This window comes from Aeromonas sp. s2 (genome assembly GCF_040907935.1).
In the GTDB taxonomy this organism is placed as follows: Bacteria; Pseudomonadota; Gammaproteobacteria; order Enterobacterales; family Aeromonadaceae; genus Aeromonas; species Aeromonas dhakensis.
In genome coordinates this window covers 1-26,162 of the sequence record NZ_JBFOCR010000020.1, presented here as the reverse complement: position 1 = coordinate 26,162, position 26,162 = coordinate 1, and the positions used below count along the sequence as shown (strand labels likewise).

19 protein-coding genes and 5 tRNA genes are annotated in these 26,162 nt (G+C 63.7%); 6 read left to right on the top strand and 18 right to left on the bottom strand.

The genetic code is table 11. The features are described from left to right. Positions 1-34: 34 nt before the first annotated feature. Together astD and AB5Y81_RS15835 are read left to right on the top strand one after the other, a co-directional pair. A complete protein-coding gene (astD, locus tag AB5Y81_RS15840) occupies positions 35-1,504 on the top strand; it encodes a succinylglutamate-semialdehyde dehydrogenase (protein WP_201881673.1) in 1,470 nt (489 codons plus the stop codon). Between the two features lie 63 nt (positions 1,505-1,567). After that, positions 1,568-2,365: a DUF1338 domain-containing protein gene (locus AB5Y81_RS15835; protein WP_005298414.1), complete on the top strand. Its 798-nt coding sequence runs from the start codon at positions 1,568-1,570 to the stop codon at positions 2,363-2,365. Between the two features lie 86 nt (positions 2,366-2,451). Here the strand turns inward: AB5Y81_RS15835 and AB5Y81_RS15830 are convergent, their stop codons facing one another. After that, positions 2,452-3,048, bottom strand: a complete 597-nt coding sequence (locus tag AB5Y81_RS15830; RefSeq protein ID WP_010633205.1) for an HAD family phosphatase — start codon at positions 3,046-3,048, stop codon at positions 2,452-2,454. A gap of 178 nt (positions 3,049-3,226) precedes the next feature. Between AB5Y81_RS15830 and AB5Y81_RS15825 the strand changes: the two genes are divergently transcribed. Further along, positions 3,227-4,591, top strand: a complete 1,365-nt coding sequence (locus AB5Y81_RS15825) for an MDR family MFS transporter (RefSeq protein ID WP_005298417.1) — start codon at positions 3,227-3,229, stop codon at positions 4,589-4,591. A 67-nt stretch (positions 4,592-4,658) separates the two neighbouring features. Here AB5Y81_RS15825 and nifJ read toward each other — a convergent pair whose 3' ends face one another. The 3 genes from nifJ to AB5Y81_RS15810 all read right to left on the bottom strand — a co-directional run bounded on the left by nifJ (position 4,659) and on the right by AB5Y81_RS15810 (position 10,555). After that, positions 4,659-8,192 (bottom strand): pyruvate:ferredoxin (flavodoxin) oxidoreductase, encoded by a 3,534-nt coding sequence (gene nifJ, locus AB5Y81_RS15820; protein WP_279485430.1) that lies wholly within the window; start codon positions 8,190-8,192, stop codon positions 4,659-4,661. Positions 8,193-8,606: 414 nt separating this feature from the next. Then, positions 8,607-9,377, bottom strand: a complete 771-nt coding sequence (locus AB5Y81_RS15815; RefSeq protein WP_279464840.1) for a substrate-binding domain-containing protein — start codon at positions 9,375-9,377, stop codon at positions 8,607-8,609. A gap of 152 nt (positions 9,378-9,529) precedes the next feature. Then, positions 9,530-10,555, bottom strand: coding sequence for a hypothetical protein (locus AB5Y81_RS15810; protein ID WP_201881675.1), 1,026 nt, complete (start codon positions 10,553-10,555; stop codon positions 9,530-9,532). Between the two features lie 509 nt (positions 10,556-11,064). Between AB5Y81_RS15810 and AB5Y81_RS15805 the strand changes: the two genes are divergently transcribed. Together AB5Y81_RS15805 and AB5Y81_RS15800 are read left to right on the top strand one after the other, a co-directional pair. Next, positions 11,065-11,391 carry a hypothetical protein gene (locus tag AB5Y81_RS15805; RefSeq protein ID WP_017778946.1) on the top strand — a complete coding sequence of 109 codons (327 nt, stop codon included), beginning with the start codon at positions 11,065-11,067 and terminating at the stop codon, positions 11,389-11,391. A 174-nt stretch (positions 11,392-11,565) separates the two neighbouring features. Continuing rightward, on the top strand, positions 11,566-12,975 hold the full coding sequence (locus tag AB5Y81_RS15800) for a PLP-dependent aminotransferase family protein (RefSeq protein ID WP_124249969.1): 1,410 nt from the start codon (positions 11,566-11,568) through the stop codon (positions 12,973-12,975). Between the two features lie 133 nt (positions 12,976-13,108). Here AB5Y81_RS15800 and AB5Y81_RS15795 read toward each other — a convergent pair whose 3' ends face one another. The 9 genes from AB5Y81_RS15795 to pnuC all read right to left on the bottom strand — a co-directional run bounded on the left by AB5Y81_RS15795 (position 13,109) and on the right by pnuC (position 23,290). Further along, the gene (locus tag AB5Y81_RS15795; RefSeq protein WP_201883904.1) at positions 13,109-14,248 is read right to left on the bottom strand and encodes an MFS transporter; all 1,140 of its coding nucleotides are present in this window, start codon (positions 14,246-14,248) and stop codon (positions 13,109-13,111) included. A gap of 12 nt (positions 14,249-14,260) precedes the next feature. Further along, on the bottom strand, positions 14,261-15,808 hold the full coding sequence (locus tag AB5Y81_RS15790) for an ABC-F family ATP-binding cassette domain-containing protein (RefSeq protein ID WP_201881679.1): 1,548 nt from the start codon (positions 15,806-15,808) through the stop codon (positions 14,261-14,263). Between the two features lie 357 nt (positions 15,809-16,165). After that, complete coding sequence (locus tag AB5Y81_RS15785) at positions 16,166-17,956, bottom strand: hypothetical protein (protein ID WP_043171174.1); 1,791 nt, start codon at positions 17,954-17,956, stop codon at positions 16,166-16,168. Between the two features lie 419 nt (positions 17,957-18,375). Further along, positions 18,376-20,016: an alpha,alpha-phosphotrehalase gene (locus AB5Y81_RS15780; protein WP_201881681.1), complete on the bottom strand. Its 1,641-nt coding sequence runs from the start codon at positions 20,014-20,016 to the stop codon at positions 18,376-18,378. 198 nt (positions 20,017-20,214) lie between these two features. After that, positions 20,215-20,616 carry a DUF1622 domain-containing protein gene (locus AB5Y81_RS15775; RefSeq protein WP_201889420.1) on the bottom strand — a complete coding sequence of 134 codons (402 nt, stop codon included), beginning with the start codon at positions 20,614-20,616 and terminating at the stop codon, positions 20,215-20,217. 67 nt (positions 20,617-20,683) lie between these two features. Then, positions 20,684-21,007: a N(4)-acetylcytidine aminohydrolase gene (gene yqfB, locus AB5Y81_RS15770; protein ID WP_054544317.1), complete on the bottom strand. Its 324-nt coding sequence runs from the start codon at positions 21,005-21,007 to the stop codon at positions 20,684-20,686. 39 nt (positions 21,008-21,046) lie between these two features. After that, positions 21,047-21,718, bottom strand: coding sequence for a Crp/Fnr family transcriptional regulator (locus tag AB5Y81_RS15765; protein ID WP_201881685.1), 672 nt, complete (start codon positions 21,716-21,718; stop codon positions 21,047-21,049). Positions 21,719-21,845: 127 nt separating this feature from the next. Beyond that, positions 21,846-22,571: a nucleoside phosphorylase gene (locus AB5Y81_RS15760; RefSeq protein ID WP_010633218.1), complete on the bottom strand. Its 726-nt coding sequence runs from the start codon at positions 22,569-22,571 to the stop codon at positions 21,846-21,848. Then, on the bottom strand, positions 22,568-23,290 hold the full coding sequence (gene pnuC, locus AB5Y81_RS15755; RefSeq protein ID WP_010633219.1) for a nicotinamide riboside transporter PnuC: 723 nt from the start codon (positions 23,288-23,290) through the stop codon (positions 22,568-22,570). Before pnuC ends, AB5Y81_RS15760 begins: the two co-directional genes overlap by 4 nt. Positions 23,291-23,553: 263 nt before the next feature. On the opposite strand from pnuC, the gene AB5Y81_RS15750 reads away from it, so the two are divergent. Then, the gene (locus AB5Y81_RS15750) at positions 23,554-25,386 is read left to right on the top strand and encodes an SLC13 family permease (protein WP_017765020.1); all 1,833 of its coding nucleotides are present in this window, start codon (positions 23,554-23,556) and stop codon (positions 25,384-25,386) included. A 243-nt stretch (positions 25,387-25,629) separates the two neighbouring features. Here the strand turns inward: AB5Y81_RS15750 and AB5Y81_RS15745 are convergent. The 5 genes from AB5Y81_RS15745 to AB5Y81_RS15725 all read right to left on the bottom strand — a co-directional run bounded on the left by AB5Y81_RS15745 (position 25,630) and on the right by AB5Y81_RS15725 (position 26,144). After that, a tRNA-Leu gene (locus AB5Y81_RS15745) sits at positions 25,630-25,713 on the bottom strand. 8 nt (positions 25,714-25,721) lie between these two features. Beyond that, positions 25,722-25,798 (bottom strand) — tRNA-Met (locus tag AB5Y81_RS15740). Positions 25,799-25,834: 36 nt separating this feature from the next. Continuing rightward, a tRNA-Gln gene (locus tag AB5Y81_RS15735) sits at positions 25,835-25,909 on the bottom strand. A 45-nt stretch (positions 25,910-25,954) separates the two neighbouring features. Then, positions 25,955-26,031, bottom strand: a tRNA-Met gene (locus AB5Y81_RS15730). Positions 26,032-26,069: 38 nt separating this feature from the next. Further along, positions 26,070-26,144 (bottom strand) — tRNA-Gln (locus tag AB5Y81_RS15725). Between the last annotated feature and the right edge of the window lie 18 nt (positions 26,145-26,162).

Here is a 26,162-nt window from a genome sequence, read left to right as displayed (position 1 = left end):
CCTCGGCTGCCTGCATACCACAGGGAGTGATTGGATGACTCATTTAGTGCAGTTTATCGACGGTCAGTGGCTGGCCGGTGAAGGCAAGCCGTTCGAATCAAAGGATCCGGCCAAGAATCAGGTGATCTGGCAAGGAGAGGCCGCCAGCGCCGCCCAGGTTGATGCCGCCGTCAAGGCCGCCCGCCAAGCCTTCTATCATTGGTCCGATCTGGCCCTCGACGATCGTCTGGCCATTGTGCGCCGCTACGCCGACCTGCTTGGCGAGCACAAGGAGGCGCTGGCCCTGACCATCGCCCGCGAGACCGGCAAGCCGCTGTGGGAGACCCGTACCGAGGTCGCCGCCATGCAGGGCAAGATTGCCATCTCCATCCGTGCCCATGACGAGCGCACCGGTACGGTGGAGAACCCCATGCCGGGCGCCAAGGCATTCGTGCGTCACAAACCCCACGGGGTGGTGGCGGTGTTCGGCCCCTACAACTTCCCGGGCCACCTGCCCAACGGCCATATCGTGCCGGCGCTGATCGCCGGTAATACCGTGGTGTTCAAACCCTCCGAGCTGACCCCCATGGTCGCCGAGGCCATGGTCAAGGTGTGGCAGGAGGCGGGACTGCCCAAGGGCGTGCTCAACCTGGTGCAGGGCGAGGTGGACACCGGCAAGGCGCTGGCCGGCAACCCAGACATCGACGGCCTCTTCTTCACCGGTTCGTCCCGCACCGGCCACTTCCTGCACCAGCAGTTTGCCGGCCAGCCGGGCAAGATCCTGGCCCTGGAGATGGGCGGCAACAACCCACTGATCGTGAAAGACGTGAGCGACATCGACGGCGCCGTCCATGCCATCGTGCAGTCCGCCTTCATCACCTCGGGCCAGCGCTGCACCTGCTCGCGCCGCCTGTTTGTCGAGCGCGGCGAGCGGGGCGATGCTCTGGTCAAGCGCCTGGTGGAGGTGGTCGGCCAGATCAAGGTCGGTCACTACGATGACGAGGCTCAGCCCTTTATGGGTGCCATGATCAGCGAGAAGGCAGCACTGGGCATGGTCGAGGCGCAAGCCAACCTGCAGCGCCTCGGTGGCGAGAGCCTGCTCACTCTCAAGCACCTGGAAGCGGGCACCGGCTTCGTCTCCCCGGGCATCATAGACGTGACCGCGGTCAGCGCGCTGCCGGATGAAGAGTACTTCGGCCCGCTGCTGCAGCTCATTCGCTACGACGACTTCGATGCCGCTATCGACCAGGGCAACGCCACCAGCTTCGGCCTCTCGGCCGGCCTGCTCGGCGACAGCGAGGCGGACTGGCGCCACTTCTTCAAGCGCATTCGCGCCGGCATCGTCAACTGGAACAAGCCCATCACCGGTGCCTCCAGTGCCGCCCCGTTCGGCGGCATCGGCGCCTCCGGCAACCACAGAGCGAGCGCCTACTACGCCGCCGACTACTGTGCGTATCCGGTCGCTTCCGTCGAAGACAGCAAGGCTGCCATGCCGGATCAGCTGTCTCCCGGCCTGAGCTTCTGACAACAACGAAAAGGGGGCACCTCAGGGTGCCCCTGTCTGTACCCGCAATCAAAGGAAAGAGAGATGCAAAAGGATATCGACACCCTGTTCAGTCATCTGTGGGACAACTACATCAAGGTGACCCCGAGTGCCCACAAGGTGCACACCCTGCTGGGGGGCGGTGAACCCATCGTCAACGATCACGTGGCGTTTCGCACCTACAACCTGCCCAAGCTGGGGCTGGAGAAGCTGGCGGCCCACTTCCTGGCGCTCGGCTACGAGCAGAAGGGCGAGTACGTGTTCAAGGCCAAGAAGCTCTACGCCAAGCACTTCGAGCACAAGGATCCGGACGCTCCCAAGGTGTTCATCAGCGAGCTGAAGGTAGAGGAGCTCTCAGAAGGCGCTCAGGCCATCATCCACAAGCTGGTGGATCAGGTGCCCGATCATCTGACCGATACCGCCGCCTTCCTCTATGCCGGTGCCCCCTGGCAGGTCTCCTATGCCGACTACCAGACCCTGCTGGCGGAGAGCGAGTATGCGGCCTGGATGGCGGCCTGGGGTTATCGCGCCAACCACTTCACCGTCAACATCAACCGCCTGCGGGATTTCGACACCATAGAGCAGGTGAACGCTGCTCTGAAAGCGGCCGGCTTCGTGCTCAACAGCGTGGGCGGCGAGGTGAAAGGGGACCCGCAGGTGATGCTGGAGCAATCCTCCACCATGGCCGACAAGGCGGACGTGGCCTTCAGCGACGGTGTACGCACCATCCCGAGCTGCTTCTACGAATTCGCCCTGCGCTACCCACAGGCCGACGGCGTGCTCTACCCGGGCTTCGTCGAGGCGTCGGCCGACAAGATCTTCGAATCCACCAACGCCATGTAAGGCGGGGCCGGCTCACTCCGGCACGACTGCATGCAAAACGCCTCCCTTGTGGAGGCGTTTTTGTCCTGGCTGACGCAGAGTGGGAGCTAGCGCTGGTAGAGCTCCCCCTCCAGCACCAGTACCGTCTCCATTCCGGCGGCGCGGCCCGCCTGCAGGCCGATCTGGGTGTCTTCGAACACCAGGCAGTTGGCGGGGTTGGCCCCCAGCTGCTCGGCCACTTGCAGGAAGGTGTCGGGATGGGGCTTGTGGTTGACCACATCGTCGGCGCTCACCACCACCTGGATGTAGGCATCGAGCCCGGTACTTTTGAGGATCGACTCCGCCTGATTGCGCGGCGAGCCCGTGCCGATACCCATGGGGACCTTGCCGTGGCAGCGCCTGACCAGCTCCCACATGGCAGGAAAGACGCTCACTTGCTGGATATGCTCCATGTAGAGGGCCACCTTGCGGCGGGTGAAGGCCTCCACGTCTATGGTCAGGCCGTGCTGTTCGGCCAGGATGGCGACGATCTTGCGGGTGGGAATGCCGCCGTACTCGTTGAGCTGGGCGCGATCGAAGGGCAGGCCAAACTCGGCGCTGGTGGCTTCCCAGGCATCCAGGTGGCGCGGCATGGAGTCCACCAGGGTGCCATCCATATCGAAAATCAGGGCGTCGTACTGCTCAAACCGGAACTGCTCGGACATGGGGCTGCTTCCTCTCGGGGTAAAAGGGCAGCCTACCAGAGCGGGGGGCACAATGCCGCGACCGGGGTCATGCTTGCCGGCACGGATGCCCCGGTTTTGGTCATCCGCCAGTGATGTATGAGACAATAACAAGTTCTGCGCCGCAGACGCTGGAGCAACAAAGGAGCGAGCCCGTCTTATGTCCCCCAAAACCATCTTCTCGAGCGTGGCCCTGGTGATCGCGCTGGGTTCACTGGAAAAGAGCATAGTCACCACCCCGCTGCCCATCATAGGGGCCGAGCTCAATGCCGGCGCCGCCCTCACCTGGGTAGTCACCGCCTACCTGCTGGCGGCCACCGCCGCCCTGCCCATCTACGGCAAACTGAGCGACATGTTCGGTCGCGTGCGCATGCTCAACATCGGCATTGGCCTGTTTCTGGCCGGCTCGGTGGCCTGCGGCCTGGCCCAGGATCTGCCGACCCTGCTGGCCGCCCGGGTGCTGCAGGGGCTGGGGGGCGGGGGGCTGATCGCGCTCGCCTTCACCGTCATCGCCGACAGCATACCGCCGCGGGAGGTGGGCAAGTACCAGGGCTACATCTCGGCGGTCTATGCGGTTTCCAGCATCGCCGGCCCCTTGCTCGGCGGTTATTTTACCGAGCAGCTCAGCTGGCGCTGGATCTTCTGGATCAACCTGCCGCTTGGGGCCATAGCCCTCTGGCTGGTGAACCGCAACCTGGGCCACCTCAATGTGCGTCGTCACAGCCGCTTCGACTGGAAGGGGGCGGCGCTGCTCATCACTGTCACCACTCTCACCCTGTTGCTGCTCTCGCCGGAGGCGGCGCTGCCCGCCATCTGGCTCGCGGCCGCGCTAGTGGTGGCCCTGTTGTTGCTGGTGCTGATCGAGCGGCGGGCCCACGACCCCATCTTGCCGGCCCACCTGGCGCGTCAGCCCGGTTATCTGGTGAGCGTGCTGCTGGCGCTGGCCTCGCAACTGCTGATGTTCGCCGTGCTGGTCTACCTGCCGCTGCAGATGCAGTGGCAGAAAGGGATGAGCGCCAGCGACAGCGGCGAGATCATGGTGATCTTCATGGTCTGTATCACGGCGGGGGCCTTCGTCGGCGGCAAGCTGATCGGTCACACCGGCTACTACAAGCGTTTCGTGGTGGTGGGGTTCGCCCTGGCGGCGCTGGCCCTGTGGCAGATCCACTTCGACGTCTGGATCAGGCTGGGGCTGGCGTTTGCCGGCATCGGCCTTGGCCTGGTGCTGCCCGCGCTCTCGGTGGTGGTGCAAAACGCCCTGCCGCGGGAAGATCGCGGCATCGGCATGTCGCTGTTCAACTTCGGCCGCGAGCTGGGGGGCGCGGTCGGGGTGGCCATCTGCGCTGTGCTGTTCCACTCCGCCCTGCCAGCGGGCAGCAGCCACAACCTGGCCAGCCTGAGCCCGGTCGAGCTGGCGCCCGGCTTCAGCGCCACCTATATCGGCATGGCGCTGATCGCCAGTGCCGCCCTGCTGGTCACCCTGCTGGCGTTGAAGCGCCACGAGCTGGCCGACATGCCCGCCTGATGGCCGCCAGCCGATAAAAAGAGGGCTCCCCGCGGGGAGCCCTCTTTATTGGTGGCAGCTTGCGCGCTTACTTCTGCGCCGGCGCCTCCTTGCCGGCCAGCTGGCTCAGCCAGGCGAAGCGGCGGTGGGCATCCTCCTGCGCCTCCTCATAGAGCCGGCTGGCCACCTCCGGCAGCTGGCGGGTGAGGCGCTCGAAGCGGGGCTCCTGCTGCAGGGTCTCGGCCAGCGACGCGCTGGGGGCGCGGGAGTCGAGCGCCAGCGGCGCCTTGCCCTCCTCCTTGCGGCGCGGATCGTAGCGATAGAGCGGCCAGAAGCCGGTGGCGGTCAGCTGCTTCATCTGCTCGTGGCTCTGGGCCAGATCGTAGCCGTGCTCCTCGCAGGGGCTGTAGGCGATGATGAGGGAGGGGCCCGGGTAGGCCTCCGCCTCCTGAATTGCCTTCACCGTCTGGTTCATCTGGGCGCCGAGGGAGATCTGCGCCACGTAGACGTGACCGTACATCATCACGTTGGCACCGAGATCCTTGCGCCCCTTGCGCTTGCCCTGCTCGCCAAACTTGGTGATGGCGCCGAGCGGGGTGGCCTTGGACTGCTGGCCGCCGGTGTTGGAGTAGCACTGGGTGTCGAGCACCAGCACATTGATGTTCTCCCCCAGGCTCAGCACGTGATCCAGCCCGCCGTAGCCGATGTCGTAGGCCCAGCCGTCGCCGCCGATGAGCCAGACCGATTTCTCCACCAGATAGTCCGCATCATGGGCCAGCTCCCGGGCCGCGGCGTCGGTGCGCCCCTGCAGCAGGGCGCGCAGCTGCGCGATATGGGCCCGCTGCTCGGCGACCGGCAGGCTGGCGTCCTGCAGCCCCTGTTGCAGCTCGGCCGGGACGGCGTCCCCCAGGCTCGCCAACAGGCGACGTACCCGCTCGCGATGCTGATCCACGGTGAGCCGAAAGCCCAAGCCAAACTCGGCGTTGTCCTCGAACAGGGAGTTGGCCCAGGCCGGCCCGCGCCCGTCGGCGTTGGTGGTGTAGGGGGTGCTGGGCAGGTTGCCGCCATAAATCGACGAGCAGCCGGTGGCGTTGGCGATGAGCAGTCTGTCCCCGTAGAGCTGGGTCAGCAGCTTGATGTAGGGGGTCTCGCCGCAGCCGGAGCAGGCACCCGAGTATTCAAACAGCGGCGAGATGAGCTGGGAGGTGCGGATGTCGATGCGCTCCAGCTGCTCGGCGCTGCGCTCGGGCAAGTCCAGGAAGAAGTCGTAGTTGGCCTTCTGGGCCTCGAGGTGATCCAGCCTAGACTCCATGTTGATCGCCTTGCGATTCGGATCGGCACGATCCTTGGCCGGGCACACCTCGACGCAGAGGTTGCAGCCGGTGCAATCCTCCGGCGCCACCTGCAGCACGTACTGCTGGCCGCGCATGTCGCGGGCCTTCACATCCAGCGCGTCCAGGGTGGCCGGCGCATCGGCCATGGCCGCCTTGTCCACCACCTTGGCGCGGATGGCAGAGTGGGGGCAGGCGGCCACGCAGTAGTTGCACTGGGTGCAGAGGTCTGCCTGCCAGATGGGCACCTCCTTGGCGATGTTGCGCTTCTCCCAGCGGGTGGTGCCCACCGGCCAGGTGCCGTCAGGGGGGAAGGCGGAGACCGGCAGGCTGTCGCCCAGCCCCGCCAGCATGGCGGCGGTGACGGTCTGCACGAAGTCAGGCGCCTTGGGGGAGACCACTGGCGGGCGGGGCCGACTGCCGGCCTCCATCTCGCCGAGGGGCACCTGAGTCAGCGCCTCACAGGTGGCGGCGAGGGCCTGCCAGTTGCGCTCGACCAGCGCCTGCCCCTTGCTGCCGTAGCTGTTGGCGATGGCCTGTTTTAGCAGCCGGATGGCCTCATCCAGCGGCAGGATGGCGGTGAGCTGGAAGAAGGCCATCTGCATGACGGTGTTTATGCGCTGGCCGAGTTGGCAGTCGCGGGCAATCTTGGCGGCGTTGATGGTGTAGAGACGGGCCCCCTTCTCGCGCAGGGCATGTTGCACCTCGAGGGGGAGGCGGCCCCAGAGCTCGGCCGCACCATAGGGGCTGTTGAGCAGGAAGATGCCCCCCGTCTTGAGCCGCTCCGCCATCTGGTAAAGGTCGATGAACTGCCACTGGTGGCAGCCGACGAAGTCTGCCTCTTCCACCAGGTAGGCCGACTGCAACGGCCGCGTTCCCACCCGCAGGTGGGAGACGGTGAGGCCACCCGCCTTCTTGGAGTCGTAGACGAAGTAGCCCTGGGGGTAGAGCTCGGTGTGGTTGCCGAGGATCTTGATACTGTTCTTGGCCGCCGACACGGTGCCATCGCTGCCAAGGCCGTAGAACAGTGCCTCCAACTTGAGGTGGCTGGCCGGGGGCACTGAGGTTGGCAGCGGCAGGGAGAGGCCGGTGATGTCGTCAAAGATGCCGACGGTGAAGCGCGGGCGCGGGTTAGCCAGCGCCAGCTCGTCAAACACCGCCTGCACGCAGGCCGGGCCGAACTCTTTGGAAGAGAGGCCGTAGCGCCCGCCGATGACCCGCGGCAGGCTGGCCCGCTCACCCCGGCTGACCGCCTCGGCCAGCGCCGCCATCACGTCCAGATAGAGGGGCTCGGCCAGGGCGCCCGGCTCCTTGGTGCGATCCAGCACCGCTATCTTGCTGGCGCTCGCGGGAATGACCGCCAGCAGGTGCGCGGCCGAGAAGGGGCGGTAGAGGCGCACCTTCACCAGCCCCACCCTCTCCCCTTGGGCCAGCAGGTGTTCGATCACTTCCTCACAGGTGCCGATGGCGGAACCCATCAGCACCAGCACCCGCTCGGCTTCTGGGTGACCCAGGTATTCGAACGGCCGGTAGTGGCGGCCGGTCTGCGCGCCGAAGGCGTCCATCGCCTCGCTCACGTGGCGATAGCCCTCGTCATACCAGGGGTTGCTCGCCTCCCGACACTGGAAGTAGGTGTCCGGGTTGGCGGCGGTGCCGCGAATGACCGGCTTGTCGGGGGTCAGCGCTCGCTCCCGATGGGCACGGATCGCCTCGGCGGGCAGCAGGGCGCGCAGGGTGTCGTCAGCGAGCGGCACTATCTTGGCTATCTCGTGGGAGGTGCGAAAACCGTCGAAGAAGTGGATGAAGGGGAGCCGGCTGTTGAGGCTGGCGATTTGGGAGATGAGGGCGAAGTCCTGCGCCTCCTGCACATTGCTGGCACAGAGCAGGGCGCAGCCGGTCTGGCGTACCGCCATCACGTCCGAGTGGTCACCGAAAATCGACAGGGCGTGGGTCGCCACGGTACGCGCCGCCACGTGCAGCACGAAGGGGATGAGTTGACCCGCCAGCTTGTAGAGGTTGGGGATCATCAGCAGCAGCCCCTGAGAGGAGGTGAACGAGGTCGCCAGCGCTCCGGTCTGCAGGGCCCCGTGGACGGTGGCGATGGCGCCCCCCTCCGACTGCATCTCCACCACTCGCGGCACATCCCCCCACAGGTTGGCACTGCCCTGGCTCGCCCAGGCCGACGACTGCTCGGCCATGGCGGAGCTGGGGGTGATGGGATAGATGGCGATCACTTCGCTGGTGCGATAAACCACGGAGGCAACGGCGCTGTTGGCGTCCGTCGTTAGCATGTCGTGTTTCATTCTCAAACCTTGGTTGCACAGTCGGCGTGGGTACGCAAACGACAAAAGAGACCGGGCCTTGCCCCGGGGGGAGCGAAAGCGTGCTGTACCATTCCTTGTGGCTATCTGTGTCACTGACCTGTGACGGTGAATTCGCTGATCCTGCTCTGGGGTGAATCAATGTTGCGGCAAGAAAAATATGTGATGGAACGTTAATATGAGTAATGTTTTGCCGTTGTGATTGTCAATCTTCAAATTTATCCGCTCGATGAATTAAGGCTTCATATTTATTAAGCAAGAGTCGGCATTGCCAAAATAAATATCTGGTGAATCAGACCATCCTGTTTATGGGGAAATAGATGCCAATGCGTCCCTGCACTGGCATGCAGTAATAGTCATCAGAAGGTCATCATTTTCTTGTCATTAAAATTTATCGGACCAGCCCAGCTGCTGAAAAATCTGCTTTGATTTTTCCCCTTTCAAATATTCGGCGAAACGTACCGCATCCTGGCTCGGGCTCTTGTTAAGGACGATGTTCACATCCCGATAAACCACCAGCTGCTCTTCAATCGCCACCACGTCGCCCACGTCCGGGTTGCTCCTGGCCCAGTCAATCCAGGTTATCCAGGCATCGACGCGGGGATCTTCCTGGAACGCCTTGCGGGCGCTGCCGCTGTTGGGGGTGTATTGCACTATGTTGTTTCGAAAATCGGCCACCAGCTTGATGTCACCGGTGCGACCTATCATGTCTTCCCACACTCCGGTTCCCGAGGTGTTGCTGACCCCGGCCCCCTCCGGCACGACTATGCCGATGCCCGGTTTGGCCAGATCGGCCAGCCCCTTGATATTCTTGGGGTTGCCCTTCTTGACCAGAATGATGGCCGGGCGCAGGTAGAGCGGGGTAATCTTGTTGATGTCGAACTGCTGCTGATGGTCGGTGGCGATCGCCAGGGCCGATTGCTCGGAGGCGCCGAACAGCATGTCGGCGTTTTTGCTGGCATCGTCATTCCAGGTCGCCTGCGGCCCGAAATGGACGTTGACCTTGATCCCCGTCTCCGCTTCAAAGGCGCTGCCCACCTTGATCAAGGCGGTGTGCGGCCCGCCGGGGCCATATAAGTTGACGTCCGCCAATGTGGCATAACTGGTCAGCATGGTCACCAATGCGGAAGCCGTCATAAATATATGCTTTTTCATTATCTACACTCCTTTGGGACTGATGGTTCAAGCGAAAAGGACCGGTCGTTTATCGAATTTATTGCAACGAAAGATGTGCGGTGAAATATTTCATGGTCAGGCATCAATATTATTTAAAGTCGCACAAGCCATGATTTAACATCTCTTCTTTCTTATATTCTGACGCCCACCATACCGGCAATGATGGCCAGCGCGAGGGCTGCCGAGCCGGCCAGTCCGGTGTACCACAGCAGCCTGATGCGGCTCGTTGCCACGCCGTGGGCCGCGAGCACCACCCGCAACCCGGCCAGCAGATGCGCCAGTACGAAGAAGACGCCGAGGGTGTAGTGGGGCACCAGGCGAATATTCCAGGGATCCATCAGCAGGCCCGCCTCGCCACCGGTGGCAAAACTCCAGTCGGTCGGTATGCCGAGGAAGCTGCGGGCATAGATGAACACCGAGTTCATGTGCCCTAGCACGAACACCGACAGATAGACGCCAGAGGCGATCTGGAAGGTGGTCAGCCAGTTATGTCGGGTACTGCTCCAGCGCCAGGCAAGGTAGAGACCTGAGCCGACCTGGAAGAGAAACGCCGCCACCAGCAGGGGTTCGACAACGCCGGCCCGGTAGACGGTGCGACCCGCCTCCATGACCCGGGCATGAAGCTCGGGGCCGACCAGCCCGGTCAGATGATTGGCCAGATGAAAGATCACATAACAACAGAGCACCAGCGCGCTGATGCCATGGGCGACGCGCCAGCGTCCCAGTCCGCTCACGGGACGGGCCTGCACTGCCTCTGTCTGGTGTGACTCCCACCCCAGCAGCATGGCGCCAACCCAGAACAGAGACCACACCAGCACATCGGGCAGCGGGCTGCCGACCAGCGTTTGCACCACTCCGAGCAGGACATAGAGGCTGGGGGCCGCCACGCTCAGGTAAGCCAGTCGACGCATGCCTGTGGCGATGCCGGGCCGATTGGCGACGATCAGCCCCGCCAGGGGAACGGCCAAGGCCAGCAGCAGCGAGAGCAGGGCGCCGAGCAGACTGGCTACGCCGTTCTGGTCGATCCATTTGTTGAAGATCACTAACAGAAACGGATAGCCGAGCGCGGCCAGCGGGGGGAGCAGACAGAGTGAGTGAGGGCGCTGCACCATGATGTGCTCGCGGCTCTCGTCCGCGATCCTGGAAGGTAGGGACATACTGATATTCCTGCTTGATAGGGCGGAAAACCACCTTGATTCGGGTCTATTCAGATAACCGCGGCGCGATATCCTGCGCGGGGCAACCCGTCATGCCGCCATGAGCGAGCGGCCGCAGTGACCGAGAGTCGGCTCCCAGCAATCGGGGCCGGCGAGAGGTGGGCCAATCTATTCCAGGGAATATCTCAGCAAGGAGGTCAGGTAATGCATATGTTTTATTTCCCCTTTAACTGAGTGCCAGGTTGATAATGTGAGGATAAAAAAAGCGGCCAAGGGGTAACAGGGACAAGAATGGTCATATGGAGTAGTCCATACAGATAACAGGGAGTAATTGGATTTCCTTTGACTCCCTTTTATTGATTGCCGACAACCGGCAGGCCGGCAGAGATAATTCGGCCACTGCGTGATATAAAGACGGGCGGGAGGCGACGGATTTTAATCTTGACGTATCACGCAGGCTTGTATAAAAAATACGCCAACTGATAGCGCTATACCAAGGAGAGTGTGTCGTGTTCGAGTTCACTGTTAATAAGGCGGCGCTGCTGTCTCTTTCACTTTTATTTACCTCCTCGGCCATGGCCATGGAAATATCTGCAGATAAAACCAGAACGCTTCAGGAATTTACCGGCAATGTCATGTTGAAGGTAAATGATAATGAGTCTGTGACTGTCTCTGCCGATTCGGTCAGAAAAAGCCAGGATGGCATGGAATATTCTGGCAAGGTCACCTTGTCTGCCGAAAAATTCAATGCCGAAGCTGATGAAATAAAGTCGGTGACAGATGGCCACGGTACGACCACCTTTACCACTGACAAGCTGACGCTGATCAGCAAATAGCGGTCAGCCAATGCACTCCCGTGATGGCGCCATATACCATGTTTTCATGGTACAGGGTGTTATCAGCCAATCAATATTGTCATGCTGCTCTTCTATCGTGATGCCAACAGGAGTGGATAATGGATAAGCAACGGAAGTGATAGAATACAGAGCCATATTTCATGGACCCTTCTCATGGACATTCAGGATCTGAACCTCAGCCGGGAGCAGGCAACCCCACTCTATCTGCAGATATACCAGCGCTATTGCCATGCCATCGCGAGCGGAGCCTTGAACGCTGGCGACCGTGTGCCCTCGGTGCGCAGCCTGGCAAGCGAACTCAACCTTGCGCGCGGCACGGTTGAAATGGCCTATCAGATGCTGATCGGTGAAGGGTATCTGATATCCCGCGGTGCCGCGGGCACTGTGGTTGCCGCCGGGCTGAACAGGCTCGTCGAGGCGCCACCCTCTCCCCGACCCGCCGCCGCACCTGCGCCGGTTCAGGGGATCCCTCACAGCGAAATCCTGCCGTTCCAGCTGGGGGTGCCTGCGCTGGATCTGTTCCCACGCAAGAGCTGGGCCCGGCTTGCCACCCGGCATCTGCGCAATATGGAGATGGTGACGCCGGATCCGGCCGGGCACCCGGCCCTGCGCCGCGCCATCGCCACCTATCTGGGCATTTCACGGGGGATCCGCTGCAGCCACGAACAGGTATTCATCACGGTTGGTTATCGGGGGGCGCTGGATCTGGTGTGCCGCGCCCTGCTGCGAGCGGGGGATCTGGGCTGGTTTGAAGAGCCAGGCTATTTTCATGCGCGCCAGTTTTTGCAGCAGGCGGGCCTGCGGTTGCACCCGGTGCCTGTCGACATGCACGGCATGGATGTCAGCCAGGGTGAGCAAACCGCCGACGAGGCCCGGTTTGCGGTGGTCACCCCCACTCACCAGAGCCCGATGGGGGTGGCCCTCAGCCTGCCGCGTCGACTGGCGCTGCTGGAGTGGGCGGAGCGGCGCAACGCCTGGATCATCGAAGATGACTATGACAGCGAGTTTCGCTACCACGGCCGGCCCTTGCCACCCCTCAAGAGCCTGGACCATCAGGGGCGCGTGCTCTACACGGGGACCTTCAGCAAGGTGCTCTACCCCGGCCTTAGGCTGGCCTATCTGGTGGTGCCCGAGGCGCAGGTCGCCCGTTTTCGCGAGCTGGTGGCGCAGTTGCCCGGCGCGGGTAATCCGGTGCTGCAGGCCACCCTGGCAGACTTCATGGATCAGGGGCATTTTACCCGCCACCTGAGCAAGATGCGCAGAGTCTATGCCGAGCGGCATGGCTATCTGGTCGATGCCTTGGCAGCCCGCCTGGGCGACCGGTTGCGGGTGCAGCCGCAGGCTGGCGGGATCCAGCTATTGGCGCAGGTTGCCGGGGGCGTGACGGATCAGCAGCTGGTTGAGATCGCCCAAGCCAATGGGCTGGCGTTGCACGCCCTGAGTAGCTGGTACATGAACCCGGCGCAGCAAAGGGGGGTGATGATGGGGTTTGCCAACTTTGCCAGCGCAGAGCAGGCCGATCGGGCCGTGCAGCAGCTGTTGTCCCTGTGGCCGGCAGAGTGAGCGCCATCCTTGGGTGATGCACATCCCTCGGCTTGTGAAGAGAAGGGGCTGGTTATCAAGCGTCGTCTGCCACATGGCAGAGGTCATGAAGAGGGCTCCCGCGGGAGCCCTCTTGTCATTGTGCCTGTTGTACTCAGCCCGGCAGCCGCACCGGGCGCAGGGCGAGGATGGCCCCGCCAAACAGCAGCAGGGCCAGCAGGGCCATGGCCATGGGGCCGGCGCTGTAGGCAAAGCCGGCGACGGCGGACCAGAGCGCCACCCCGAGGTGCATCAGGGTCATGGCCAGCGACATCAGCATGCCGCGCTGAGCCGGGGCGAGCTGGGCGATGTAACCCTGCAGCGCCGGTGAGCCGATGCCGCCAGCCAGCGCCCACAGGCCCAGCGGCAGGGCGAGGCTGGCCAGGCTGCCGGCCGGATAGAGGTAGAAGAAGGCGCTGACCAGGGCGCACACCACCAGGGCTCCGCGCATCAGGGGGCGGCCGCTCTCCACATAGCCGGCCAGGCGCGGCATCAGCACGTTGCCGACCACGCTGATCACGCCAAGGGCGCCGTAGAGCAGCCCCACCGACCAGACGGGCAGCCCCTGGCTGTCGTGCAGGTGCTGGCCGACCAGGTTGAACAGGCCGATGCCGCCCCCCAGTCCCAACCCCATGGCGAGCAGGGCGCCGAGCGCCCCCGGAATGGCCAGCACCGAGCCCTGCGCCGCGGGGGGTGTGCCGCTCCCATGAGCCTGCGGCGTGCGCGCCGTGAGCCAGGCCAGGGCCGCCGCCACGGCCCAGGCGCAGAGACCGAGCACGATGAAGGGGGTGCGCCAGCTGCTGAGCTGGGCCAGCAGGGCGCCTACTGCCGGGCTCGAGATCATGCCGAGGGTGAGCCCCGACTGCACCCAGGCGATGCGCTTCATGGCATCGGCCGGCGCCCCGTCCGCCGCCATGGCAAAGGCGATGGGGAGCATGCCGGCGCTGGCCAGCCCGGTGATCACCCGGGTCGCCAGCCCAACCTCGAAGTTCGCCACCAGGCCGGTGGCCACCGAGGCGGCGCCAAACAGCAGGGAGGCCGGCAGCATCACCCGCAGCCGGCCGTGGCGATCCGACAGGCCGCCGAGCAGGGGGGCGATGAGGGCCAGCGCCACGCTGTAGGCGGTGATGAACAGGGTCACCCGTTCCGGGGCGACCCCCAGCTCGGCGCCGATGGGGGCGAGCAGGGGGCCCAGCATCAGCTCATCGGCCCCGACCAGAAACGCAATCAAAAACAGCAGTACTTTCAGTAACATAATTTTTATTCCTTAAGCTTGGGTCGACACGGCGGCGAACTGCTGGATGTCCACCACCCGACCCGGCCAGTCGGCCACAAAGGCCGGCTCGTGGCAGACGGCGAGCACGCTGCCCGGGTAGTCGCACAGGGCCTGGCGCAGGACGGCCTTGGTGGAGGCATCCAGGTGGGTGGTCGGCTCATCCAATATCAGCAGATGAGTGGGCTGCAGCGCCAGTCGGCACAGCTTGACCCGGGTCTGCTCGCCGCCGCTCAGGGCACTGATGGGCTGGATGGCCAGCTTGCCGCCGATGCCAAGGCGCGCCAGCTGCTGGCGGGCCCCCTTGTCATCCAGCCCGGGGGCGGCGGCCTTGACCAGAGCCAGCGGGGTGGCCGCGGGATCGGGCCAGTGCAGCGCCTGCTCGAAGTAACCCGACTTGAGGCCGGGGGCCAGGGCCAGTTCTCCGGCGAGCGGGGCGAGGCGGCCGGTCAGGGTGTTTAGCAGGGTCGACTTGCCGATGCCGTTGAAGCCGGCGATCACCACCTTCTCGCCGCGGCGCAGCTGCAGGCTGAGCGGTGCCAGCAGGGGCTGGTGGTAGCCGATCTCCAGCGCGCTTGCGGTCAGCAGTTGCGGGTGGCCCCCCTGGGCGGCGCGAAAGCTGAGGGTGACCGGTTTGGCCTGCTCGGGGGCCGCCAGGCGCTCGATGCGCGCCAGCTGCTTCTTGCGGCCGTTGGCGATGCTGGCGTTGACCCCGGCCCCGTTCTTGGCGATGAACTGCTCGAGCCTGTCGATCTGCCGCTGCTGGGCCTGGTATTGACGGGCGTGCAGCGCCTCGGCGGCGCCCTTCTGGGCCAGCGCCTGGTCGAGGTTGCCGCGATAGGTGTGGATCTGCTGGCGGTCGATGTCGGCGATGGCGGTGGCGATGCGATTGACGAAGGCGCGGTCGTGGGAGACCACCAGGAAGGCGCCGGGGAAGCGCTCCAGGTAGCCCGCCAGCCAGTCGACGTGGGCTGTGTCCAGGTAGTTGGTCGGCTCGTCGAGCAACAGCACCTCCGGCGTGCGCAGCAGCAGGCCGGCCAGCATCACCTTGTGGCGCTGGCCGCCGCTTAGATTGGCGAGCCGGGTCTGCATGCCGAGCTGGGTCAGACCGAGGCCGGCCGCCACCTCGTCGATGCGCGGATCTAACTGGTAAAAACCCTGGCTCTCCAGGTGCGCCTGCAGATCGGCCGCCCGGGCCAGCTGCCGCGGCCCCAGTTTGGGGTCGGCGTAGAGGGCCAGCATCTCGGCTTCCGCCTCATAGAGGTCGGCGAACACCGACTGCAGGTAGCCCCGCAGGGTGAGGTGGCCATCCCGCGCGGCGTGCTGGTCGAGATAGCCCGCCTTGATGCCGGGCTGCCAGAGGATGTCGCCGCCGTCTGGCAGACGCTCCCCCTGGATCAGCTGGAGCAGGGTGCTCTTGCCGGCGCCGTTGTGGCCGGTGAGGCAGACATGCTCGCCGGCGTGGAGACGAAAGCTCGCCTGCTGGTACAGGGTCTTGTCGCCGATGTGATAGGTCAGGTTGTGGATAGTGAGCACACTCATGGTTGTAACATCCATAAAAAAACGGGGGGCAGGTACGCGACGTACCGGCCCCCCGTCTCAGCAAGGTGAAACGCTGCCAAATGGCAGAGACAAAAAGGCCGGCGATGAAGCATCTCGCCGGCCTGTGTCTCCTGTTTTCATCAGATGCGGGGCAGCCTCCCAAAGAGAGGGCATTCGCGCAGCTGATGAAGATTCAGTCGATGGGCTCCGGGCAACACTTCATCGTGTTAGTGCACGGAGCACAGCCTCCTGACCGAGCATTTGAACAGGATGTACAACATTGAAAAGCGGTCCAATAAAAATTCTGGTCGCAAAATACCCAGAATTTGCCGGTGAGTCAAATCTGCGACCCTCGCACTACTCGTGGTGCAGGGTGATGCAGTCCAGCCCGCCGCTGCCGCGCAGCAGGGCCTCCGCCTGGTTCAAGCCGTCCCGTCGGTTGCTGGCAGCCTGCCCCACGAAATAGGGGGTGAGCCCGGCCACCTCGCGCTGCAACCAGGCGGCGAACGCCTCATTGAGGGGGGTTATGCTGGCGGCATTGGTGATGTAGAAGGGCTGCTGACGGGTGCCCATGATGCCGTTCATCCAGTTCACCGGCCGTTTGCCCACGCTGAAGGCGCCCGGGGTGGCGATGGGGGTCAGGCCGGCATCGCTCAGTTGCTGATGGATAAGGGCATGGATCTTGTGCCAGCGCTCGCCCTGCTGGCGCAGGTCGGTCACGCTCTTGGCAAGTTCCTGCCGCTCGCTGTCGCTCAGGGTGGCATCGCTGGCCAGCACCTGCTCGATCAGCGCCGCGCTGGCGGCGTGATCATTGAAGAGGATGCGGCCATCGGCCAGCGGGCGCATGGCCATGTCGAGGTGGAAACCGGGCTGGGCCAGGATCACCAGATCCCGCTCGGCCACCTTGAGCTCCTGCGCCATCAGGCGCTGGCTGATGGCCATCATGGCGAGGAAGCGGCGGGTCTGGTGCGCTTGCTCGGCCCCGGTCAGCCTGGTTCGCTGATAGCCGCCGGCCTGCAACATGCGGCCAAGCCGGGTCAGGGTGGCGGTATCGGCCGTCAGCGTCTGCAGCGCATCGGTTATCTGCTCATCGCCGAAGTCGGCGTGCAGTTCGGCGGTTACCACCAGCCCTGCGTACTCCCGTTTGAGCTGGGCCAGCAGGTCGAAGGAGGCCGGCAGCGGCTGGCCGTGGATGGCGCGATAGCGCTCGGCGATGCGCTCCCCCTGTTGAGTGCTCAGAAACATGCGCTGCTCCGCCGCCTGGCGGGTCGCCCAGTTCACCTCGTACTGAGCCAGCTCGGCCTTGGCGCGCGCGGTTTTGGCAAAGGCGTGGCGCTGCGGTTCATCCAGCCCCTGTGGCAGCAGGTTGGCCGCCTCCAGCAGGATGAGGTCCACCTCGGTGTCATGGCCCTTCTGGAAGGTATGAGGGCTGCCCAGCCACTCCTCTTCGCTGAGTTGCAGCCGAAACTCGCCGTCGCGCTCCATCTTCTGCTGGCGGGTGGCGATACGCTCGCTATCCAGCCGGCTGTGGTGCAGGGTGGTTTGCAGCAGGGCGTCGCGACCGATCAGGGCATAGGGGGTACCGTCTGGGCGCTGGCCGGTCAGCATGTTGCCGCCATCGATGATGGAGAAGGTGGGGATGAGCTCGCGCCCCTGCGCCTCGGCGAAGCTGTTGGCCTGGGAGAGCATGTAATCATCCAGCCCTTGGGAATCCTGGCTGCCGAGGCTGTGGTGCCCCTCCTGCTCGGCCTCCGGGCTCTGCTCGGTGAGGGCGGTAACGAAGGCGTGGTAGCGCCCCTTGTCGGCCAGCGGCGCCTGGGGACGGAAGACGAGAGCGCCATCGCGCGACAGCCACATGTTGTCCTCGGTCCAGGCGTACATGTCAGCGTGGGTGCTGACCGAAAAGCCCTGCTCCCTGCCAATCTGCTCCAGCTCCGCCACCAGTTCCGGCTCGGTCTGGAGGGGCAGGTGGAGCTGGTGGATCCGGTTGCCCAGATCGTCCTGGGCCAGCTGGAAGCTGCGCTCGAGGGCGGGGGAGTGCTGGCCGTTGCTGAGGGCGGGATCGTCCGGGAAGATCAGAGGGGCCGCCATGGCCGAGTGGAACCAGAAGAGGCTGGAGATGGCGAGTGCCACACCGGTTTTGCGCATGATGATGTCCTGTTGTTATGGCGGGCTGGTGCCCGCAAGCCTGAACGTCGGCGTTCGGCGCCGTGCCGCACGCTTCGGATGGAAACCATAAGGAGCTCACCAAGAACCACAAGGGCGCAAATCTGAATTGACTTTTAACCCAGACTAAACCGTGTTGAATATATTCACTTGATGACAAACGAGTCTTTTTTGATGCTGCTTATTTCCAGCAAAAACAGGGTGTTGCACTATTTCAATTGTCGATAGCGAGGGAGAGTCGGATATTTCAAAGCGGTGTCGTACGAGCCGTTAAATGCGAAGTTTTTAAGTGAGTAAATCGCCGGTGCGGGTCGGCAAGGTCAGCGGGAGGGGAATAAGCAGGGGGAGGCACAGGGGCCAGCCCCCTTGACGAAGGCTGACGCCGAGCCAGGGAGTGCCCGTTACTCCCTTGCTGGCAGCAGCCAGGCCGCCGCCTGATAGGGGGCAAAGGTGGCGGTGGGCTGCCCCGGGTAGTTGCTTGTCAGCAGGGTGGCACCTGCCTCCAGCTGGTCAAAGTGCGGCATGACCAGGGGGTGGTCAGTGAGATTGGCGAGCAGCAGCAGGGTGTGTCGCTCTGCGCTCGCCGGATCTTGCCAGCAGCGGCGATAGCCGATGCGCTCCGGGTCATCCCCATCCAGAAACTCGAAGTCGCCGTGGCGAATGACCGGATGGGCCTTGCGCAGGGCGATGAGCTGGCGATAGCAGTGAAACGGCGAATCGGGTCGGGCCAGCTGCTCGGCGGCGTTGATCTCGATGTGATTGGTGTTGAGGGCAATCCAGGGGGGGGCCGTGCTGAATCCCGCGCTGGGGCCGGCATCCCACTGCATCGGGGTGCGGGCGTTGTCGCGGCCGATAGCATCGAGGCGGCGAGCGAGCTCGGCAGGGTCCAGCCCCGCCTGGCTGACGCGGTAGTTGATGGCCTCCACATCGCGCAGCTCGTCCGGCTGCCAGTGGCGGTTGGTCATGGCGAGCTCCTCACCCTGATAGATGAAGGGTGTGCCCTGCATCAGGTGCAGCACCATGGCCCACAGTTTGGCGCTGGTTTCCCGCCACTTTGGGCTGTCGTCGCCAAAACGGGAGACGGCGCGGGGCAGATCGTGGTTGCCGAGAAACAGGCTGTTCCAGCCACGCCCATGTAGCCCTTGCTGGTGGCGGGCCATGGCTCGCTTGAAGGCGAGGGGGTCGAAGCGGGATGACCACTTGTCACTGCCCAGCCCCAGATGCTCGAAGTTGAACACCATGCTGAACTCGCTGCCGTCGGGGTTCGAATAGTTCTGCATATGGGCGAGGTCGGCCGACCAGGTCTCCCCCACCGTGATGATCCCTTGGCCACCGAAGCTCTCGGCATTGAGCTCGCGGATATAGTCGTGCAGGCGCGGGCCATTGCTCATGGCAAGCCGGTCCCAATCCTTGCTCACCATGTCGATCACATCGAAGCGAAACCCTTTTACTCCTTTGCCCAGCCAGAAGTGGATCACCGCCGCCATTTCGGCGCGCACCGCCGGGTTGTCCCAGTCCAGATCGGCCTGACTGGGATCGAAGTTGTGCAGGTAGTAGCGATCCAGCGCCGGCACGTATTGCCAGCCGCTGCCGCCAAAAATCGAGGTAACCGGGTGGGCATCGACGAAGGCCTGATCGCGAAACACGTAATAGGCCTGATAGCGGGGGTCGCCTGCCAGCGCCTGCACAAACCACGCGTGCTCGGTGGCGGTGTGGTTGGCGACGATATCCATCATGATGCCGATGCCGTGGGCGGCCGCCTCGGCTATCAGCTGCTCCATCTCGGCCAGGGTGCCGAAGGCGGGGTCGATGGCGCGGTAGTCCGCCACGTCGTAGCCGTTGTCCCGCTTGGGGGAGCGATAGAGGGGGGTGAGCCACAGCATGTCGACCCCCAGGGTGGCCAGATAACCGAGGCGCTGGCGGATGCCGTTGATGTCGCCCATGCCGTCGCCGTCGCTGTCCTGAAAGCTCATGGGGTAGATCTGGTAGATGACGCAACTATCGAGGTCGATGTCGGGTGTGTGGAGAGGTCGCGGGTTCATCAGCTGGGCCGGTAGGGGGAGGAGAGTGTCTATCTTACGCAGATGAGCGGGAAGTCAACAGGGCGGTGAAAATCTTGAAAAGGGTTCCATTAGTGGCCGATTGTCAGAAGTGAGGGGAGGGTCACAACTGGGCCATCCCGAGCCACGGGGGGTCGGGATGGCACGGTACCCAGCGGGGATGCTGTGCAAGGAAGGGGGCTATTGGGGCGCCTTGACCTGTTCGCTGCGCTGTTCCTGCTGGCGCTCTGCCTTGTCTTGCTGGCGTTCCGCTTGGGCTTCCAGCTCCTTGCCGAGGAAGTAGTTCAGGAAGGTGCGGATCACCGCGATGATGGCGAGACGGATCAGCTCCTCCTTGCTCGGCGCCACCGTGGTGGCCAGGATGTCGGCGGCCAGCTGGAACTCCAGCGCCAGAATGAGCCAGCTGCCGAAACAGAGCCGGATATGGGGAAAGCCGGGCTCGTGAGCCCGCACCCGCGCCGCCAGCCAGAGGGTCTTGCCCAGCCCTATCACCACGCAGGCGATGGAGATGATCTCCAGCAGCAGCTGGAACAGCTCGACCCCGTGCATCATGCCCTCTCGCAGGCTCGCTATCTCAAACACTCGGGTCACCTCTCTGATTCAAAAGAGGACACTATTAACACATCGCTCGGCAAAGGCCAAATCTGGCTCAGGCAAGCAGTTTGAATTCAATGACATAGAGCGGCGGCAGGGTGGGGTAGATGTCACGGATCACCTGTTTGAGCTCAGGCAGGGTCATGTTCTCCTGGCGGGCGTGCTCGTCATTCAGTTCATCGAAGGCGACAGCCTTGACCGACAGCACCTCTATGGTGCCAAAGGGCTGGTGCTCCGGGTTGGTGAACAGGGCCAGACGTTGGCCGGGTTGCCAGTTGGCCTCGCTCTCGTCGCGGATGGTGATGGTCTTGCGGCCGGCCTGGATGTCGGCGACAAAGCGGCTGAAGAAGGTGAACTCGGGGTAGTTTGAGACGGACATGTTTGAAACAGGCATGGGGACTCCGATGGTAAAGGAAGGTCAAAGTTCGAGATAGGCGCGCAGCCTGGCCAAATCGGCGATGACGGGGCCGTCGGGGCCATCGGCGACGATACCCTGTTCGATCAGCTCCTTGAGGGCGCGCCGATAGACCCGCTCGGTGGTACCGAAGCGCGCCGCCTCGTGGGCCCGCTTGCGCGAACCCAGCATGGGGGTGCGCTGGCGCTCGCGCCACAGCTCGAAGGCGATGTTGTAGGCGATGGGGTGCAGCAGCCGGCTGGTGGTGATGTCCAGGGTATCCAGATAGTCGCTGGCGAGCGCCGCGGCGAAGAAGAGGGTCAGCTCGGGCTCGGCCAGCAGCCGCTTGGCCAGCTTGTCGGCGCAGATGACGTCGGCGTCCAGCTCGGTCTCGGCCACCACGCTCCACTGCACCGGGGTGGCGCTGAAGAACTCCATCTCGCCGAAGATCTGCTGGTGGCACTCGATTTCGCCGAGTTGAAACAGCCGCCCCGAGTGCACCGCACTGTTGAGGGAGATGCGACCCTGGGCCACCAGATAGAGGTGCTCGCACTGCTCCCCCTGGCGCATGATGGGTTCGCCCGGCAGGTAGCGGCGAGAATGGAGGGTGCAGGCCGTCAGCGCCGCGGCAAAGCGCGGTTCGAGAGCGGCAAGCTCGGCGTGAAAGCGACCGAGGGGGTAGGGTTGTTGCTGCATGGGGAAGGCCCGGCTTGACGAGGGTCATGAGGCTAGCAAGGGCGGGGGCTGGATGCCAGCGCTGGTGCCCCCGAATGTGCCGGGCGTAACGTTTTGCCGGGGCCTTTGCGGCCCCGGCAGACCCGCTCTATTGGGTCAGGGCGTGGAGGGCCGCGGCGATGGCCAGCTGCTCGCCGGTCATCATGGCGGCTTCGCTGGCTGCGTAGTCGCTCACCCCCGCTTGCACGTCCTGCTCGAAGGCCACCACGTTGCAGAGCACGGCGGCCACCCGCACCTTGCGCAGGCGCCCGACGGCGAGCAGGGAGGCGCTCTCCATGTCCGCCCCGAGCACACCGCGGGCGTGCCAGTAGCGACACACCTCCTGCTCGTCATCCCGGTAGAAGCTGTCGTGGGAGCGCACCAGCCCGTGCCAGTGAGGCTGGCCACTGGCGCCGAGATGGGCGAGCAGAGCGGCCTGCAGGCGGATGTCGGCGCAGGCGGGGTACTCGGGCGGCAGATAGGCCTGCGAGGCGCCTTCGCTGCGCACCGCCCCCTCCACCACGATAAGATCCCCCAGCGCGATCTCATGCTGCAGGGCGCCGGCGGAGCCGACCCGGATGAGGGCGCGGGCACCCGCCTGCACCAGCTCCTCCAACGCGATGACGGCGGAGGCGCCGCCGATACCGGTGCTGCACACCGTAATGGGTAGCCCCTGATAGCGGCCGTTGATCAGGCGAAATTCCCGGTGCTGGCCCAGCACGTCACACTCATCGAGCTGGCTGGCGATGCGGTCGACCCGGGCCGGGTCGCCGCACAGCACCACCCGTTCGGCGATCTGATCCGGGCGGCATTGCAGATGGGGTAGTAGGCTCATGCGATGACTTCCTGTTGCGGACGTTTGGCGCTGACCATCCACAGGCGAGTGCCGTTGGCGGCGATGAACAGCAGGATCAGGTACTCAAGGGACATGGCATAGACCCCCTGGGCAGCGTAGACGCCGATGCTGATGATGTTGATGACCACCCAGAGGATCCAGTTCTCCACGTACTTGCGGGTCATCAGGATCTGGGCCACCACGGAGAGCACCGTCATGCTGGCATCCCAGAAGGGGAAGGCATCGGGGGAGGGCTCTGGCGTGGCGAGGTTGGCGCCAAACAGGTTGAGCAGGGCGACCGAGGTGCGTGCCAGGGCGGCGAAGACCGGGTCGATATAGAGGGTCAGCAGGGCGATGGCCAGCACGCTCACGGCGGCGGTGGCGACGAGCTTGGACTTGCTGAGCCAGCGGATCTGCAGGGTATCCCCCTGGGCATTGGCCGGGCGGGTCCAGGCGTACCAGCCATAGAGGTTGGCGCAGAAGAAGAACAGCTGCAGCAGCAACAGGCCGTAGAGCTGGATCTGGAAGAAGATGATGGCGAACAGGCTGACGTTGATGAGCCCGAACAGGTAGTTGATGGTCTTCTCCTGGCTGGCGCACCAGATGCAGGCCAGCCCGAACAGGGTGCCGACGGCTTCGATCCACGACATGGCGTAGCCACCGCCCAGCGGTATGGTCACCAGGGTGTGATTGATGCTGAACCACTCGAATATGCTCATTTTCATTTCCTTGGAAAATAGGGGGGAGTGAACCGGGCCTATTCTAGGGGCGGCGTGGGGGTCTTTGCAGGACTTTTGTCCGTGCAGGGCCGAGCCACCTCAAAGAATGGACAAACCGCAAGCAACTTTAGGCCCCCGATGACACCCTGATATGCGATGATGCCCTGCCCTTTATTGACATGTCACAAAATGGGGATGAATGGGCTGTGGTCTGATGGAATCCCCCCGCTGCGGTCGGGGGGTGTTGAACGAAAGGAGCGAGCGTGAATTCCGAGCTGGTCTGGGTCCTCTGCATGCTGGTGGGCGCCATTTATCTGTTTGTGAGCAACAGGGTCCGCATGGACGTGGTTGCCTTGCTGATCATCATCTTGTTCGTGCTGAGCGGCACCCTGACCCTGCCACAGGCGCTGGCGGGGTTCAGCGATCCCAACGTCATCCTGATCGCCGCCCTGTTCGTGGTGGGGGAGGGGCTGGTGCGCACCGGCATCGCCTATCAGGTGGGGGATGCGCTGGTGAAGGTAGCCGGCAGCAGCGAGACCCGATTGCTGGTGCTGCTGATGGTGGCGGTCGCCCTGCTGGGGGCCGTGATGAGCAGCACAGGGGTGGTGGCCATCTTCATCCCTGTGGTGCTGAGCGTGGCGAACCGGATGGGGATCCCGGCCGGCCGGCTGATGATGCCGCTCGGTTTTGCCGGCCTCATCAGCGGCATGATGACCCTGGTGGCGACGCCGCCCAACATGGTGGTCAACAGCGAGCTGATGCGCCACGACATCCACGGCTTCGGCTTCTTTGGTTTCACCCCCATGGGGGTCATCATCCTGGGGATGGGGATCCTCTACATGCTGCTGATGCGCACCTCTCTGGTACGTAGCGAGGAGGAGGGCAAGCACAAGCAGAGTGGGCGCAGCACCATGCGCGATCTCATTCGTGACTATCGGCTGGCCGGGCGGGCGCGCCGGCTGGCGTTGCGGCCCGATTCCCCCCTGATCGGCCAGACCTTGGACGAGCTGCAACTGAGGGCCCGCTACGGGGCCAATGTCATCGGGGTGGAGCGCTGGCGCAAGTTCCGGCGGGTGATGGTGACCGTCTCCGGCGTCACCGAGTTCCAGGCCAAGGATGTGCTGCTCATCGACATGTCCGACCCCGATGCGGACGTGCGGGAGTTCTGCAGCGAGGCGCGGCTCGAACCCATGATCCTGCGCGGGGAGTATTTTTCCGATCAGGCGCGGGAGGTGGGCATGGCGGAGGTGTCGCTCATCCCCGAATCCCGTCTGCTCGGCAAGAGCATCCGCGAGGTGGCGTTTCGCTCCCACTACGGCCTCAACGTGGTGGGGATCCGCCGCGCCGGCGAGGCGCTTGGCGGCAAGCTGGTAGACGAGGCGCTGCAGATGGGGGATACCCTGCTGGTGGTGGGCAACTGGAGCCTGATCCGCCTGCTGCAGACCCACAGCCGCGACTTCCTCTTGCTGGGGCTGCCGGCCGAAGTGGACGAGATGGCGCCGGCCCGCAGTCAGGCCATTCACGCCCTGATCGCGCTCGGGGTCATGATAGTGCTGATGGTGACCGATCCCGTGCCCAACGTGATAGCGGCGCTGATCGCCTGCCTGCTGATGGGCAAGTTTCGCTGCATCGACATGGAGAGCGCCTACAAGTCCATCCACTGGCCGACCCTGATCCTCATCGTCGGCATGCTGCCCTTTGCGCTCGCGCTGCAAAAGACCGGCGGGGTGGATCTCATCGTCGGCGCACTGATCTCGGCGGTGGGGGAAATGGGGCCGCGGGTGATGCTGGCCAGTCTGTTCGCCCTGTGCGCCGTCATCGGGCTGTTCATCTCCAACACCGCGACGGCGGTACTGATGGCCCCGATCGCGCTCGGCACGGCCCAACAGATGGGGGTCTCGCCCTATCCGTTTGCCATGACCATCGCCATCGCCGCCTCGGCGGCCTTCATGACGCCGGTCTCCTCGCCGGTCAACACCCTGGTGCTGGGCCCAGGCAACTACAAGTTCGTGGACTTCGTGCGCATCGGCGTGCCCTTTACGGCGCTGGTGATGGTGGTGAGCGTCATCGCCATCCCCTGGTTCTTCCCGTTCTGACGACGCACATGACATGGCGGCCTGCGGGCCGCCTTTTTATTGCCCGCAGTAATCTGACATGAAAAGGACGGCATAAAACGGGAGCGGGGCATGAGCGTCGTCGCAGAGGAGAGCACAAGGCCCAGCCGCTGATACATGGGAGGGGTTGTAGAGGTGCAATGGCATGGAGAGGGGAAGAGAAAAGTGGCAAACGCCGGATACAAAAAAACCAGCCTGAGCTGGTCTGTTTGGTACTGCTTTCGATGGTGCGGAAGGAGAGACTCGAACTCTCACGCCTAGGGCGCCAGAACCTAAATCTGGTGCGTCTACCAATTTCGCCACTTCCGCAAGAGTAATGGTGGCTATGACGGGATTCGAACCTGTGACCCCCGCATTATGAGTGCGATGCTCTAACCAACTGAGCTACATAGCCGTCTTGTGCACGACTTTCGTCGAATACAAGTAAAAATGGCTGGGGTACTAGGATTCGAACCTAGGGATGGCGAGATCAAAACCCGCTGCCTTACCGCTTGGCGATACCCCAACAGTGTTCTTTGCAATCAGATGATTGCAGGAACGTTCTTCAAAATGGTGGCTATGACGGGATTCGAACCTGTGACCCCCGCATTATGAGTGCGATGCTCTAACCAACTGAGCTACATAGCCGTTTGTTGTCAACCACTGGGTGGAAGAGAACAGAATAATGGCTGGGGTACTAGGATTCGAACCTAGGGATGGCGAGATCAAAACCCGCTGCCTTACCGCTTGGCGATACCCCAACAGCAATGTCTGACAGA

Excerpts from the sequence above, each read along its gene's own strand:
- astD (WP_201881673.1), top strand. The coding sequence starts at position 35 with ATGACTCATTTAGTGCAGTTTATCGACGGTCAGTGGCTGGCCGGTGAA.
- AB5Y81_RS15835 (WP_005298414.1), top strand. The coding sequence starts at position 1,568 with ATGCAAAAGGATATCGACACCCTGTTCAGTCATCTGTGGGACAACTAC.
- AB5Y81_RS15830 (WP_010633205.1), bottom strand. The coding sequence starts at position 3,048 with ATGTCCGAGCAGTTCCGGTTTGAGCAGTACGACGCCCTGATTTTCGAT.
- AB5Y81_RS15825 (WP_005298417.1), top strand. The coding sequence starts at position 3,227 with ATGTCCCCCAAAACCATCTTCTCGAGCGTGGCCCTGGTGATCGCGCTG.
- nifJ (WP_279485430.1), bottom strand. The coding sequence starts at position 8,192 with ATGCTAACGACGGACGCCAACAGCGCCGTTGCCTCCGTGGTTTATCGC.
- AB5Y81_RS15815 (WP_279464840.1), bottom strand. The coding sequence starts at position 9,377 with ATGAAAAAGCATATATTTATGACGGCTTCCGCATTGGTGACCATGCTG.
- AB5Y81_RS15810 (WP_201881675.1), bottom strand. The coding sequence starts at position 10,555 with ATGTCCCTACCTTCCAGGATCGCGGACGAGAGCCGCGAGCACATCATG.
- AB5Y81_RS15800 (WP_124249969.1), top strand. The coding sequence starts at position 11,566 with ATGGACATTCAGGATCTGAACCTCAGCCGGGAGCAGGCAACCCCACTC.
- AB5Y81_RS15795 (WP_201883904.1), bottom strand. The coding sequence starts at position 14,248 with ATGTTACTGAAAGTACTGCTGTTTTTGATTGCGTTTCTGGTCGGGGCC.
- AB5Y81_RS15790 (WP_201881679.1), bottom strand. The coding sequence starts at position 15,808 with ATGAGTGTGCTCACTATCCACAACCTGACCTATCACATCGGCGACAAG.
- AB5Y81_RS15785 (WP_043171174.1), bottom strand. The coding sequence starts at position 17,956 with ATGCGCAAAACCGGTGTGGCACTCGCCATCTCCAGCCTCTTCTGGTTC.
- AB5Y81_RS15780 (WP_201881681.1), bottom strand. The coding sequence starts at position 20,016 with ATGAACCCGCGACCTCTCCACACACCCGACATCGACCTCGATAGTTGC.
- yqfB (WP_054544317.1), bottom strand. The coding sequence starts at position 21,007 with ATGTCCGTCTCAAACTACCCCGAGTTCACCTTCTTCAGCCGCTTTGTC.
- AB5Y81_RS15765 (WP_201881685.1), bottom strand. The coding sequence starts at position 21,718 with ATGCAGCAACAACCCTACCCCCTCGGTCGCTTTCACGCCGAGCTTGCC.
- AB5Y81_RS15760 (WP_010633218.1), bottom strand. The coding sequence starts at position 22,571 with ATGAGCCTACTACCCCATCTGCAATGCCGCCCGGATCAGATCGCCGAA.
- pnuC (WP_010633219.1), bottom strand. The coding sequence starts at position 23,290 with ATGAGCATATTCGAGTGGTTCAGCATCAATCACACCCTGGTGACCATA.